The sequence below is a fragment of the Thermodesulfobacteriota bacterium genome (genome assembly GCA_035559815.1).
In the GTDB taxonomy this organism is placed as follows: domain Bacteria; phylum Desulfobacterota_D; class UBA1144; order Nemesobacterales; family CSP1-2; genus DATMAT01.
Genome location: DATMAT010000020.1, coordinates 102,363 through 117,366, shown reverse-complemented (window position 1 = coordinate 117,366; position 15,004 = coordinate 102,363). Strand labels below are relative to the sequence as shown.

Annotated in this window: 11 protein-coding genes; 8 read left to right on the top strand and 3 right to left on the bottom strand. The window is 40.8% G+C overall.

The window, feature by feature from the left end:
• The first annotated feature begins 55 nt into the window (after positions 1-55).
• The 6 genes from VNN20_05075 to VNN20_05050 all read left to right on the top strand — a co-directional run bounded on the left by VNN20_05075 (position 56) and on the right by VNN20_05050 (position 7,719).
• Positions 56-2,380 (top strand): tetratricopeptide repeat protein, encoded by a 2,325-nt coding sequence (locus tag VNN20_05075; GenBank protein HWP91551.1) that lies wholly within the window; start codon positions 56-58, stop codon positions 2,378-2,380.
• Positions 2,381-2,434: 54 nt separating this feature from the next.
• Positions 2,435-4,093 (top strand): hypothetical protein, encoded by a 1,659-nt coding sequence (locus VNN20_05070; GenBank protein ID HWP91550.1) that lies wholly within the window; start codon positions 2,435-2,437, stop codon positions 4,091-4,093.
• A gap of 552 nt (positions 4,094-4,645) precedes the next feature.
• On the top strand, positions 4,646-5,314 hold the full coding sequence (locus tag VNN20_05065; protein HWP91549.1) for an SOS response-associated peptidase: 669 nt from the start codon (positions 4,646-4,648) through the stop codon (positions 5,312-5,314).
• A 13-nt stretch (positions 5,315-5,327) separates the two neighbouring features.
• A complete protein-coding gene (umuD, locus tag VNN20_05060) occupies positions 5,328-5,756 on the top strand; it encodes a translesion error-prone DNA polymerase V autoproteolytic subunit (protein ID HWP91548.1) in 429 nt (142 codons plus the stop codon).
• Positions 5,757-5,762: 6 nt separating this feature from the next.
• The gene (locus VNN20_05055; protein HWP91547.1) at positions 5,763-7,034 is read left to right on the top strand and encodes a Y-family DNA polymerase; all 1,272 of its coding nucleotides are present in this window, start codon (positions 5,763-5,765) and stop codon (positions 7,032-7,034) included.
• A gap of 313 nt (positions 7,035-7,347) precedes the next feature.
• Positions 7,348-7,719 (top strand): hypothetical protein, encoded by a 372-nt coding sequence (locus tag VNN20_05050; protein HWP91546.1) that lies wholly within the window; start codon positions 7,348-7,350, stop codon positions 7,717-7,719.
• Positions 7,720-7,770: 51 nt separating this feature from the next.
• Here the strand turns inward: VNN20_05050 and VNN20_05045 are convergent, their stop codons facing one another.
• The 3 genes from VNN20_05045 to VNN20_05035 all read right to left on the bottom strand — a co-directional run bounded on the left by VNN20_05045 (position 7,771) and on the right by VNN20_05035 (position 10,683).
• Positions 7,771-8,829, bottom strand: a complete 1,059-nt coding sequence (locus VNN20_05045; GenBank protein ID HWP91545.1) for a tyrosine-type recombinase/integrase — start codon at positions 8,827-8,829, stop codon at positions 7,771-7,773.
• A 351-nt stretch (positions 8,830-9,180) separates the two neighbouring features.
• Positions 9,181-9,804, bottom strand: coding sequence for an MBL fold metallo-hydrolase (locus tag VNN20_05040; protein HWP91544.1), 624 nt, complete (start codon positions 9,802-9,804; stop codon positions 9,181-9,183).
• Positions 9,805-9,876: 72 nt separating this feature from the next.
• Complete coding sequence (locus tag VNN20_05035; protein HWP91543.1) at positions 9,877-10,683, bottom strand: acetoacetate decarboxylase family protein; 807 nt, start codon at positions 10,681-10,683, stop codon at positions 9,877-9,879.
• Between the two features lie 203 nt (positions 10,684-10,886).
• Between VNN20_05035 and VNN20_05030 the strand changes: the two genes are divergently transcribed.
• On the top strand, positions 10,887-13,331 hold the full coding sequence (locus VNN20_05030) for an ATP-binding protein (protein ID HWP91542.1): 2,445 nt from the start codon (positions 10,887-10,889) through the stop codon (positions 13,329-13,331).
• A 235-nt stretch (positions 13,332-13,566) separates the two neighbouring features.
• On the top strand, positions 13,567-14,931 hold the full coding sequence (gene radA, locus VNN20_05025) for a DNA repair protein RadA (protein HWP91541.1): 1,365 nt from the start codon (positions 13,567-13,569) through the stop codon (positions 14,929-14,931).
• Positions 14,932-15,004: the final 73 nt, after the last annotated feature.

Below are 15,004 nucleotides of genomic sequence, written 5' to 3'. Positions count from 1 at the left end.
TCTAGACTCTAATTTTATTGTTAGTAAGCCAGAAATTTGCAAGATAGGAATCAGTATGACCTCGGAAGAATGGCTTGATAAGGGCATAAAGTTCTTTGATGAAAAACATTACGATAAAGCTCTGGAAGCCTTCGGAAAGGCTACGGAATTAAATCCGGGTTTCATTGAAGCCTTGTATAATAAAGGTCTTGTCCTTGCACACCTCGGACAATATCAAGATGCTATAGAGGCTTTTGACAAAGCTATTAAGATTAATCCACAATCTCTAGACTCTTGGTATAACAAGGGCTGTTCACTTATTTTTCTTGAGAAATATGAGGAAAGTATAGAGGCTTTTAACAAAGTAATAGAGATAAATCCAAATTTTGCTGATGCTTGGGTTAATAAGGGCGTTGCTTTTGAAAAACTTGAGAAATACGAGGAGGCACTAAAATCATATAAAAAGGCACTAGAGATTGATCCTAAGCAATCTAATGCTTTGTACAACAAAGGTGGTATTCTCGTTAACCTTGAAAAATATGAAGAAGCTTTAGAAGTATACAACAAAGTCTTAGAGATAAACCCTAACAATCATAAAGCATGGAATAACAAAGCATTTGCTCTTTATAAGCTTAAAAAATTCGAAGAGGCTTTAGAAGCTTTTGATGAAGCTATTCGAATAAACCCAAACGAAGCCGATGTTTATTATAACAAAGGTCAGGCTCTTATAAATCTTAAAAAATACCCAGAGGCTAATGAGGCTTTTGACAAAGCCATAGATTTAAAACCAGACTTCGTGAGTGCTTGGAACAATAAGGGTTTTACGCTTTCAGTGTTAGAAAAATATGATGAGGAACTTAAATCATATAACAAAACTATAGACATAGACCCTGAGAATGCTAATGCCTGGTATAACAAAGGTAATGTTCTTTTTAGACTTGAAAGATACGAAGATGCAAAAGAGGCATATGAAAAAGCTATTGAGTTAGTCTCTGATCATTACGAAGCCTGGAATAACAAGGGGATTACACTTGAGAAGCTGGAAAGATACGAGGAGGCCATAGAGTCTTTTGATAAAGCCATAAAGATAAATCCGAATTACTCCGATGCCTGGAATAGCAAAGGGATTGTGCTTGCCAAGCTAGAGAATTATGATGAGGCCATAAATGCCATTGAAAAAGCCCTACATTTGGATCCGAAATTTGCAGGAGCCTGGAATAGTCTTGGCTTAGTTTTCGTCAATCTTGGCAAATATAAGAATTCATTAAATGCACACGAAAGAGCTATTGAGATTGATCCTAACTATGCAAACTCTTGGAATTACAAAGGCGTTGCACTAGAAAGGCTCGAAAGATATCAAGACGCACTAGAAGCTTTTGAAAGAGCCTTAGCGATAAATCCAAGTTATGCTGATGCCTGGAATAATTGTGGGGTTATTCATCATAGGTTAGAAAGATACAAAGAAGCACAAAAAGCCTATCAGAAGTCTATACAACTAAATCCAAACTTTATTTGGGCTCACAGTAACCTAGCTGAACTCTTCTTCAACATCGGAAATGTAGATGATGCTACTAAAAAAGTTCAAGAAGCCCTAAAATTAAATCAATCCCATGCCCCAGCATGGTACATCCAGGGCAGAATAAAAATTGAGGAATGTGATTATGATTTAGCCATCCAATCCCTTAAAAAGGCTATTTTACTAGATGAGGGTAATCCCTTTTATCTTATATGGAATGCTTACGCCAATTATTTAAAGGCCGAGTTTAATTTAGGAAAGGAAGATAATAAGTACCAAGAAAGCATTGGTTCAGCTATTAGAACACTCGAAAAAGCTGAAAAGCTATCTAATAAACTTATGAAGGAAGACCTAAGAGCACATGTTCTTTATTTCTTGGGTTATTTTTATAATAAGAGTAAAGATTATTTTACTGCTAAACACAAGCTAGAGGAATGCATTAAAATAGAATCTTCGGTAAAACAATCAGCAATAGAATTACTCAGTAACATCTGGAACTACCAAATCAAACCACCTTGGTGGCATTGGTGGTTGTACTCTCCTTTATATCAGGGCTACAAAAGACTTATGTTTATGGTTCTATTGGTTGTTGTCATTTTATTGTTTTTACTTCATCCACTTATAGCTAAATGGATTTATATAGAGTTAAACACAGAATTAAATTGGACAGTCTATATATTCTTTATCTTATTTTTAATACTTATCCTTTTCTTTCCAAGCATAGAAAGGATTAAGTCACATGATTTCGAAGTAGAGTTACAATCTCCACCCTCCGAATTTGTTCTATCTCATCCAACCATTGAAAACAAGTTAGTGGAATTAGAAAGAATAAAGGACGTCATTCCAGACAAGAAGCCTAATCTGCCTTGGGTACAAAATATATAATCGAGATATTAAAACAGGATCAGATAAGACTTTAACTTCAATGATAATATAAAGATGACAAAAATAGAAAAATTACAATTATTAAATGAATTGCCTGAAAGTTCTCAGAATCCCTTACTTAGTGCAGGAGATTTCTTTAAATATTGCAAAGAAAGATTTGAACATATAGGAATCACTGAAGAGAGTTTTCTTTGGTTACTTAGTTATTATAAGAAAAAAAGATTGTTACTACCTACCTACAGCGAAAATAATATTGATTTCTATTCCTCATTCCAAGTTTATAGTCTATATATACTTGAGAGATGTAGAGCAGACTCAGTAAAACTCAGTGCATATAGAATGAAGGGAAAGCAAAGAAGCTATCTTATAACAAACTGGGAACAACTAATAGATTCAAATACCGGTACTTTGAAAAGGCAAATTGAAACATTTAATAGACTCTTAGTACTTCTCTGTAAAATCCAGGATTTCTATTTGCCGGAGGTAAGAAGCGATAATCGTTGGGGAGAAAGCCGAGACTATCATGGATTCGTGGCAATTCACGGTACTTACTTTGTAAAAAAAGAAACTATTTTGTTATCTTCAATCAGAAATTGGAGAGAACAGTTTATTGTAGAGAAGAAATTCAATCCTCTCCAGGTATTAGAAGACTTAAATTTTAAGTCAGATGAAATCAAAAAATGGATAACGGAATTTTCTCTCATTTTAAGACATATTGATCCTCTAGAGAGATGGTACTTACTCCTATCATTTATCAACTATAATAAAAGACAACAACTAAGAGGAAATGCTTTACTTGCACAGGATTTCTATGAAATGGCACAAATACTTTATCTGTATTTGAAAGATATAGGAGAAAACCTATCAATGAAGGGCATTTCGGATATTCATGATGTCTTTGATACCTCGTCAAGAGATGAAATATCCAAATTACCTAAATGGAAAGAAAGAAAATATGGAAAGGATATACTAGAGAACCATCCGTACCAAATGTTGGAATTTCTATGCAACGAATGGGGTATAAATCCAAAACCAAGAGCTATTATATTTACGGAAGGTGAAGAATGGAAAGCCATAAGAAACCTGTTTGAATATTATCAATATAATTCTAACCTATTGGGAATCGAGTTTAGGTCAATTAAGGGAGATGGAGAATTTACTCTTGCAAATTGGCAATGTTTTATTGAGTATATGCATGAAAAACAAGTTTTAATTTATTTTATTGTTGATAATGAAGGAGAAAATGCAAAACAAGCTAGAAGGTTACTAAAGGCAAAGAGAAAATTTGATTTCAAAGGATTAATAAAAGTGATACCAAGTAGAGACAGAATCAAAATATGGGGAGTAAAAAAACACAATTCTTCATTTGAAGAAGCCAATTTTACTGATTCAGAGATAGCCAGAGCTATAAATATGCAGACTAAAACATTTATTAAAGCCAAAGACATTAAGAACATTCGTTACGATGCGACTAGAAAAAAAGGTCTAATAAGAGCGGTAGAAGTAAAATATCAAATCAAAATAAATAAGCCAAAATTGGTTGTAGATTTAGTAGATTTGGTTATCAAAAAAAGACAATCTAAGCCAAATTCGAAACACAAAAGACCCATAGAGAATTTTGTTCTAAAGAGTGGAGATTTAATACTCCTAAATCATCAACCAACAGGAAAAGACCATCAAAAGATGAACATAGGGACTGGCTTATTGGGGTAGTGGTTTCAACCACCAATTATGTTCGTCAGATCATTAAGGCTTGATGTGATAGGATATGCAAGTTTTAACCTAATCCACGAGAAAGATTGTTGTTATAATCGCAATCCACCCAATAATGAGGGTTAGTAGGGTTCCTATCATTAATTTGTTTATAAGTGCGGAACCCGTAGCTGTTTTATCAAGTATTACTAGAATATTATTGAGTCTCTTCTCGATTGAATCTAATTGCCTTTCTATATTTCCCATAAGACAATAAAACCAGTTTTTATTTACTTTTTCAACCACATGACACATCTCGATCCTGTAGTGTATTAGCCCCCTAATTTATCGGACAGAGATTAGTGTAGAAAATACTAATAATGGCTCATATACAGGCCAGAAGAAGCAACTTTGGGGATGCCAATTCTCTTATATTCCTCAATGATCTACCTAATACATGATATTGTTAAACTCCCCAAATTTAGCTAGACTTTGAATACGTGGGGTATTAAAGTACTTTTCTAATAACCATTGAGTTTAGAGCTATTGCCCATATTATGAGGAGACTCTACCTTGTGTAACCGATTTACGCTCAGCACAGATAAGGATGACCTTCAATCCAGGTATGGTTTCATATTTCCTAATGATATTCTGTTACAACCCAGATACAACATAGCACCGTCCCAGAATTCACCTATCATAGTATCAAATCAAGGCCAGAGGGAACTGGTAATGATGAGGTGGGGACTGATACCCGTCTGGGCCAAGGATATAAAGATTGGGTATAAAATGACTAATGCCAGAGCAGAAACACTTGCTGAAAAAAACACCTTTAAGAGACCATTTAGGGATAGGCGCTGTCTGGTTCTGGCTGATGGTTTTTACGAGTGGACTGGTGACAAAAAGAATAGAATTCCATATCGGTTTGTACTTAAAACAAGGGAACCATTCGTTTTTGCTGGTCTATGGGAAAAGTGGAAAAGTCCTGAGGGAGAAGAAATCCTTTCTTTCACCATAATCACCACAAGGGCAAATGAGTTAATGGAACCTATCCACAATAGAATGCCAGTTATCTTGCACAAGAAGGATGAAGATGTGTGGCTAGACCCCAAGTTTAAGGATACCGATACACTGACTGAATATCTGGCCCCTTTTCCATCTGACTTAATGGAAGCCTATCAGGTTTCTACATTGGTTAACTCACCCAAGAATGATTCAGAGGAGTGTATAAAACCAGTATGAGGAGGGTAACAATATGACTGTAACAGAAATGTATAGGCTAAAATCTGAGGTCAAGCTAAATCTCCCCTTATTCTTAGTACGTCCTCCAGCAGGGTTCCCCTCACCTGCTGATGATTATATCGAGGAACGTATTGACCTGAATAAGAAGCTGGTCAAACACCCAGAGGCAACTTACCTTGTTCGGGTAATGGGTAATTCTATGGTTGAGGCCAGAATTGATGATGGGGACTTCCTATTAGTAGATAGAGCAATTGAAGCCAAGACTAATGATATCATCCTTGCTGTTTTAAACGGGGATTTTACCGTAAAGAGATTGGTCAAGAAAGCTGACAGGTGGTATCTGGTATCAGCTAATCCAAAGTACTTACCAATAGAAATATCCAGTGAAGCAGATTTCGAGATTTGGGGCAAGGTTACTTATATTTTCCATCCTGCCTTGTGAAATGCCATGATGATATTTGCTTTAGTAGATTGTAATAATTTCTATTGCAGTGTTGAGAGGGTTTTCAACCCGAAGCTGAGGAAACGCCCAGTAGTTGTATTATCAAACAACGATGGTTGTGTGGTTGCTAGAAGTGAGGAAGCGAAGACTCTTGGAATACCGATGGGAGCACCAGCATTTTTATGGGAACAAACTTTCAAAAATAATAATGTAGCTGTTTTATCCAGTAATTACTCCCTCTATGGGGACATGTCCCAGAGGGTAATGAGTATACTTTCTCAGTTCACACCAGATATACAATTCTATAGCATTGATGAAGCCTTTTTAAACCTCTCTGGTTTCTCTAATCTAAATCTTACAGAATATGCAAAGGAAATAAAATCAACAGTCTATAGATGGACTGGTATACCTATAAGTATTGGTATAGGCCCCACAAAAACCCTTTCCAAAATCGCTAACAAACTGGCTAAGAAAAACCCTATGTGCTCTGGCGTTTTTGATATTACCAATCACCCCAGAACAGATGATTTCCTGGCCAGTGTCAATGTAGAAGATATCTGGGGTGTAGGAAGACAATATGCCAAATTGCTTAATAGGAATGGGGTATTCACAGCATTAGACTTAAAGAATGCCCCTGAGAATTGGGTTAAAAAGTATATGACCATTGTGGGACACAGGACTCAATTAGAACTCCGAGGTATATCATGTATTGAACTGGATGATTTAAATGAGCCTAAGAAACAGATTATCCGGTCTAGGGGTTTTGGCAGACCGGTAACTAGCTTAAATGAGTTAAGAGAGTCTATTAGTACTCATACAACAAGAGCTACTGAGAAGTTAAGGGAACAGAGGTCTGTAGCATTTCATATAAGTGTGTTTATTGAAACCAATAGATTTAAAACTGATGAACCTTATTATGGGAATCTGGCAGGATGTTCCCTACCCGAACCATCAGCTTACACACCTTTATTGATTAAATATGCCCTACAATGCTTGGATAGGATATTTAGGGAAGGATATAAGTATAGTCGAGCAGGGGTCATGGTGACAGATATAGTCCCAGAAGACCAGATACAGCTTAATTTATATGAGCATCCCAGAGATGTAGAGAGGGACAAGTCCTTAATGAGAGCAGTTGATAGGCTTAATGACAAATGGGGTTCTAATACAATCAGATATGGCTCATCAGGGATAGAGCAAGAATGGCGAATGAGGAGGGCAAAGCTCTCCCCCAGATACACTACAAACTGGGATGAAATATTGGTAGTTAAAAGCTGATTCAAGGAATGGGCATTATGGAAGTAACCATAAAGTTGTAATTCAGGCTTAGGGGAAAACCCATCATTGATTCATGGTAATTCTTCAGGTGTTATTTGCATACAAGGAACTTACACCGAATTTTTTGGGTACTGAAACTTCGAGATGATATAGGCGACCGTATTGAAAAATGTAAGAACTGACCTCTTATTTTAGACTAATTATTACTCTCTACTCTGAGTAGATAGCTACGTCATATTCCCCCCCTTATCACACATTAAATTTTGTTTTAAAATTTTCTATATGAAATGCTAAATATAATAGGGTGAGACAAATGAGTAATCATGAGCCTTTTGGTATAGATAGAGAAACATGGAACCAGACCGTTCTAGAAATAAGAAATATTCTAAGGGATAGAGCAAGGAAAAGACAGCTAATAACCTATAGCGAATTAGCAGAGAAGTTAACCCATGTCACCATTGAACCTCCTTATCACCCTCTCTACTGGATGCTAGGAGAGATTTCAACAACAGAACATAACGCTGGAAGACCTCTTTTATCAGCTATAGTTGTGAGGAGAGACGATAATATGCCAGGTAACGGATTTTTTGAACTCGCAGATGAACTTGGATACGATATTTCCGACGATACACTATTTTGGGCTGATCAGTTAAAAAAGGTTTTCTCAGAACATAACGAAGATTAGATAAGGACAAAAGATTCTTTCCCATGTTAAATTAGAAAGCATCTTACCCGTTCATTCCCGTTTAAAACTGTTTGGATTTTTAATCCAAGGCAATTTTTCCACCATTCCAGATTTATAGGAGGGTAAAAGATGGGCATAAATCATGGTAGTGGATATTTCGGTATGACCCATCAATTCCTTTACGGAGACAAGGTCAGCCCCATTCATTATCAAATAGCTAGCAAATTGATGTCTTAGATGATAAGGAGTAGCTTTGACTCCCACTCCCCGACAACATTTATTAAAACTGGTTCTAATGCTTTTTAGCTTACTTCCATCCGGTTTACAAAAGATATAAACTAGTTGCTCTGGTTTCCTGACAGATACTTCTAGCGTATTGGGGTCAATATAGTTGTCCTTCAAATAAAGAAAGATTTGATACAATTCTTCATTAATGGGAAGTACCCTGAAGTTACCTGTTTTGCTCGCTATTACTGTTAGAGTTCGGTTGTTAAAATCAATATCTGAAAATTTTAGACTTAATAGCTCCCCTACCCTAACCCCTGAATTAAGTATCACGATAATCATTGGTTTCAACCAGGGATTGGCATGTTCTAATAACTTATTTATGTCTTCAATAGTAAGAAGTTTTGGAGGACGTTTTTGTACTTTTAACAACCGTATCTTCGGTGGAGTTTGGATGTAACCCCATTCATGGGCTTTATTTAGCATAAACCTAACTATCTCTAATTCCCTATTTATTGTCTTAGGTTTCAATTTTTTGCGAACCCTCGTAAGCTTATAAGCTTCTACCGATTCCGTGCTTATTTGGCTGATTTCTATATTCCTAAAAAATTTCTTAAAGAGAGTCATAGTCCACTCTTCTCTGGACACAGTTAGCTCAGATTTGTTTGCTTTGCAATAATCCATGTATTTATCAATGAACTCATATAAAGTAATAGTTTTTGGTGGAGTGAGATTGAACTTATCCCTTATGAACTCTAATTCAAGCTGTCTCAGTATCTTCTGGGCTTCCTGTTTAGTTACAGAACCGATTTTAACCCATTTCTTCCTTCCATTAACACTAAATACCCCGTAGTAGGTATTGCACTTAAATTGGAGAGAAGCCATCGCTGAACCTCCAGCCATGAAAGCTAGAGATGACAGCGAATTTCTGGGAAGTGGTTAGAAATAGGTTAGAAAGTGATGTTTGGGGAGTTAATAAGGAGTGTGTAACTACCTGAAACTTTTGACAAATTACCTTGCATCGTGCGTAGCTCTTCAAAAGTCCCGAACGCAACGCTCTAGCCAACTGAGCTACACCCCGAGAGCTATTTAAATCTACAATAGATTTATCATCTTGCAAATAAATGAGAAATTTATTTGCAAGAGAGGGTACAGAATTTCCAGAGAAAGCAAACTTAAAACGAATCGTAACAAACCCCATATGCTCGGTGTTCTCGTGGTCGGCCTATAAATCCTTCATCCTGGTTTAAGGATGCTCGTTTCCCCTTTAAAAAGCCCTTTGAACCTTTCCGCATCCGCCTCCGAACCGACAATTGTGCCCCAGTGCATGGGAACTACTAATCTAGGGCTAAATTCATTGGCAATTTGAGCGGCTTCCTCCGCGGTCATGGTATACGTCCCTCCAATGGGAAGAAGGGCTATATCAACACTAATCTTTTTCATCTCCGGGATGGCATCAGTGTCGCCGGCATGATAGATTTTCCTCCCGCCTAAAGTGACTACAAAGCCAACCCAGTCATTGGTCTTTGGATGATAATTTTTCCCTATATTGTAAGCTGGTACCGCTTGAATTTGTATGTCGTCAATCTCCACATTATCACCCGGCTTTACTGTTCTTATATTCCCCTTTAACTTCGATGCGGAATCCTTGGTGGCAATGATAACGGTATCCTTTTTCTGAATCCTTCTCACATCGTCTGGAGATAGGTGGTCGAAATGGGAGTGGGTTATAAAAATTAGGTCGGCTTGGCCCTTTTTGACCTTCCACGGGTCTATATAGATCGTCTTATCGCCTGCTTCGAGCTTAAAGCTGGCATGTCCAAGCCAGGTTAAGATGATGTCGTCGCTGATCTTTAGCATAGCTTACGCAAAAGTAGGGGCAATTCAGCGAAACTAATTGCCCCTACAAACCAATTTGAATTGACTCGATTTTTACTTCTTGGCAGTAGTTTCCCATTCCTTGAGAACTACTGCCTGGGGATACACAAAACTGCCTTTCATGTAAGATCCCCATACAATCTTCTTGGGTTTAATTTTGTTGAGTGGATGGTCCGCGGGTATATTCTTCGTAAATTCAACCTTGGTATTCTCGGTCTTCACGGTTCTCACAACAAAAGGAATCGGGTATTTCATGATTCGAGTCATCTCTTTGCCGTCCATTTCTGACTTCTTCAACCCGAAGTAATTGAGATGCCCTCCTGCTGCGGGCTGGAAGTCTTCGCCCACATCCGCCGTCGCTACTATAAACGGTTTTCCTCCCACCTCCAGCACCGATGTCAGCTTCCCATCTTCCTTTGTTTGCTTGGTCATCCCCTCCTGGGCAGGGATTCCCACTTTAGTAGTGAAATCCCGCATCAACTGGGAGCTGTTGAAATAGAAGGCAAAATACCTGCCCGGCTCTCCTGTCTCAGAACCCATGATATATGAGTCTTGGTCCTTCAACTGCACCGTAAGATAGGTGAGCGTGTATGCCCCAAACCCGGAGGTTTGGGACGCATCCGGAACCGTGTACATGTTCATAACCACCATGTTGCTGGGATTGAGTTCGAGCCCTGGCGGAAGAATGGCCTTGAGCGCTTCCGGATCCGCCTCGAACCCAATAATTAGCATCCAAGCATCGGTCACAAGCTGAGGTGCAGGCAGGTCCTCAGAATAGGCCGCTTTAAGTCCTCCCAGACCGATAAAAGTAGCCAGCAATACAACTGAAACAGCTCTACTACTAAGCTTTATTACCTTCATTGTGTTTTCCTCCTCCTGGTGTGGGTCTTGTGTTAGTTACTACTATTGTGTAAAAAATTTGCCGTGTCAATATATACCAAAACATACTAACCACAAGGAATCTCGGATTTAATTTCTCCTCGAGGAAATTCGACCAGCGGTTCAGCTTGCAAAAGCCAGAGTCGTGTGCAAAAATGAAGATATAAATTTTGAGGGGTATGCGCATGAAAAAAGTCAGAGAGCTTTCCGCTAATGAGGTTTACCGGCGCTGCGACCTAAGTGCTTACGGATTCAAGACGACAGAGGAACTCGGGGTCTGCGAGGAATTTATCGGCCAGGAAAGAGCGGTCAAGGCTATACATTTCGGCCTGGGGATGGAGCATAGAGGATATAATCTTTATCTTGCCGGTCCCCTAGGCGTCGGCAAGACTAGCGCTATAAGAACTATATTATCCAAGGTCGCCAAGACCAAGCCCGCCCCTCCCGATTGGTGTTTCGTCTATAACTTTAATAATCCTAACGAACCCAAGGCCGTCAGCTTTCCCACCGGTATGGGAAGGGTATTCAAGAAGGATATGGAAGGCCTTCTAGAGATGCTCAAGGTGGATATACCGAAGGCCTTCGAGAGCAAGGAGTATGAAGAAGAGAAGCAGCGGATTATGAACGAGTCACAGAAGCAAAAGGGTATGTTGTTTGAAGAGCTTCAAAAAAAAGCCACCGAAGAAGAGATGCAGATACAGTACACGCCGACCGGGATAATAACCATTCCCCTTTTCCACGGGAAACCAATTACCCAAGAAAATTACGCCAACCTTGACGAATTTCACAAGGAGGAGATAAGAAAGAGAAAAGAGAAGATAGATGAAGAGGTAGCCGAGGTTTTCAAGAGAATCAGAAAGCTAGAGAAGGATGCCATGGAAAAACTGAAGGAACTGGAGAAAAAGGTAGCCCTTTTTGCGGTGAGGGACCTACTAGAGAGCGTCAGGGAAAAATACAACAACTATCCCTCGGTAATCGATTACCTGGACATGATGCAGAGGCACATACTCGAGCACATCGATAACTTTTTGCCGGATAAGGTCGCCGAAGGAGGGCCCACCCTTCCCTTTCCAACCCCTCCTCAGCCCAAACCCACTTTTACCGAGTATCAAGTCAACGTTTTCATAGACAATTCCGGCTCTGAGGGGGCTCCCGTAATTTTCGAGACCCATCCCACCTATACCAACCTGTTCGGCTCCATAGAAAGAGAGGTAAGGTTTGGTGTACTGGTAACCGATTTTACCATGATTCAACCGGGTTCGCTGGCCAAGGCGAACGGCGGTTATCTGGTAGTCGAGGCAATAGATATTCTTAAATATCCATTTGTCTGGGACTCTCTCAAAAAAGTATTGGAGAACGAGGAGCTGAGAATAGAAGACGTCTACCAACAATATGGCCTCATGACTACGGTCGGCATCAGACCGGAACCCATAAAATTAAACCTCAAGGTCATAGTCACCGGCAACCCCTATATTTACCAGATACTTTACGCCTACGACGAGGACTTCCGAAAGCTATTCAAGGTAAAAGCCGATTTCGATACGGTGGTGGAGAGGTCGGATGAACTCCTTTACAAGTACGCCTGCTATATCAAGTCCTTCTGCGATAACGAGGGTATAAGGCACTTTGACCGGAGCGGCGTCGAAGCCTTAATAGAGCACTGCTCCAGGATGGCCGGCAATCAAAACAAGTTATCGGTTCAATTTGGGGCCATAGCCAAGATCGCCAGGGAAGCCGATTACTGGGCAGGCATGGATGGAAACGCTGGATACGTGACTCGGGAGCACATAGAGAAAGCAATCGAGGAAAAAATCTATCGATCAAACATGGTCGAGGAAAAGATAAGAGAGATGATCGAAAAGGGAATGATACTGGTAGACACCAAGGGTGAGACCGTGGGGCAAATTAACGGACTCGCCGTTTACAACTTAGGAGATTACGTGTTTGGGAAGCCTTCCCGAATCACCTGCGAGACGTTCCTAGGGAGTGAAGGGGTTGTCAATATCGAAAGGAAGGCCCGGTTGAGCGGCAATATCCACGACAAAGGTGTTCTCATACTGAGTGGATATTTGGGAGCTAAGTACGCCCAGAATAAACCCTTAAGCCTTTCGGCGAGCCTCGGTTTCGAGCAGAGTTACGAGATGATCGACGGCGACAGCGCATCCGTCGCCGAGCTTGTAGCAATTCTATCAAGCCTATCCAGCGTCCCGATCAAACAAAATTTCGCAGTTACCGGGTCGGTAAACCAGAAGGGACAGATACAACCTATTGGAGGCGTAAACGAAAAAGTGGAGGGGTTTTACTATGCTTGCAAGGCCAAGGGCCTGACCGGGGAGCAGGGAGTAATAATCCCCCACCAAAACGTAAATGACCTGATGTTAAAGGGCGAGGTTGTCGAGGCAATAAGAGGAGGCCGGTTTCATATTTACCCGGTAGAAACTGTGGACCAGGCCATAGAGGCCCTGACCGGTATGGAGGCCGGGGAAAAGGGCCCTAACGGAGAATTCAAGAAGGGTACGGTGAACTATCTTGTCAACAAGCGCCTCAAGGAGTTTACGGAGGAATTCAAAAAGCTTGCCAGGCAAAGAGCCGGAAAGGGGAAGGAGAACAATGAGGAGGGAGAGGAGTAGTAATTACTGTGTTATCAACTTAAACCAAACCGATCGTCCTGAGCCCGGTCCAAGGACGCGCCTGGTTTCCTATTCACATGATTACAGGTTCATACTCCGACTGGCTCAGTATGAGCGGATAATATAGCTCTAAACAACTTAACTAATGGATTTACCTGCGATGGCAGAGGAAATTTAGGTAAAAAAGAAGAGGATTTGAATGTATAACTTTTTTCCTAAGATGATCTAATTCCCAATGAAAAAATCCAAGTCACAATATCAATTCGTCTGTCAGAACTGCGGGAACTCGTCTCCCAGATGGCTGGGAAAGTGTCCCGCCTGTGACGAATGGAATTCTTACGTGGAAGAAAAGATAGAAAAGCAAAGAACCCCCCGGATGAAAGAACTTCGGGGTTCTTCGCCACTCTCCATCACTCGTATAGAAAGCGGAAAAGAGGAAAGAATCAAAACAAAGATTGGCGAGCTGGATAGGGTTCTGGGCGGCGGATTCGTTCCTGGCTCAGTCGTCTTGGTGGGTGGCGACCCCGGAATTGGAAAATCGACCCTGGCCCTTCAGATGTTGAATAACATAGGCATATCCAACATGAATGTCCTCTACGTTACCGGAGAAGAATCTCCAGACCAGGTAAAAATGAGAGCAGAGCGAATTGGAATAGGCTCAGACAAGCTCTTTGTATTCTCGGAAACCTTGGTCGAGAATATCATAGAACAATTAGAAAAACTTTCTCCAGTCGTAGTGGTGGTCGATTCCATACAGACGACCTATACGGGGGATTTCCCCTCTGCTCCGGGAAGCGTTGGACAGATTAGGGAGTGCACGGCCAAGCTCATGCAATACTCAAAAGCAAACGGCACCGCAGTTTTTCTGGTAGGCCATGTCACCAAGGAAGGAACCATAGCCGGTCCCAAGGTTCTTGAACACCTGGTAGATACCGTTCTTTACTTCGAGGGCGGACGGGAGCATCCTTACAGAATTCTAAGAGCGGTGAAGAACAGGTTCGGCTCAACGAACGAAATAGGCGTCTTTGAGATGAATGAGAGCGGACTCCAGGAGGTAAAAAACCCCTCGGAGATCTTTCTCTCCGAACGGCCCTTGGGGGCCTCCGGCTCCGTCGTTACTCCCAGCCTCGAGGGTACAAGGCCGATACTGGTAGAGATTCAGGCCCTGGTCTCCCCGTGTAACTTCGGCGTGCCCAGGAGGACCACCATCGGGCTCGACTATAACCGAGTCTCCCTTCTGGTGGCGGTGCTCGAAAAAAGAGCAGGGCTTCATATTCTCAGCCAGGATATCTTCATGAACGTTGCCGGTGGGGTCAGGGTTGAAGAGCCGGCAATAGACCTGGGTATCAGCATGGCGGTTACGTCGAGCTTTCTCAACAAGCCGGTTCAATCAGACGTGGTTGTTTTTGGGGAAGTCGGTCTTTCCGGGGAAATCCGCTGTGTTTCTCAAGCTGAGTTGAGAATAAAGGAAGCCGAAAAATTGGGATTCAAGAAGTGTATTCTTCCCACAATAAATTTTGAGAGATTTAAACCGCAGGATAACAACATTTCCTTGGTCGGTGTGGGTTCCATCGAAAAGGCCATCGAAGCCCTTTTCTGACAAAAGAGGGAACCCCTTCTGTATCAGACAGGGCAATGATTTAGATATAGCTACGACAGGACGAACGGATGCG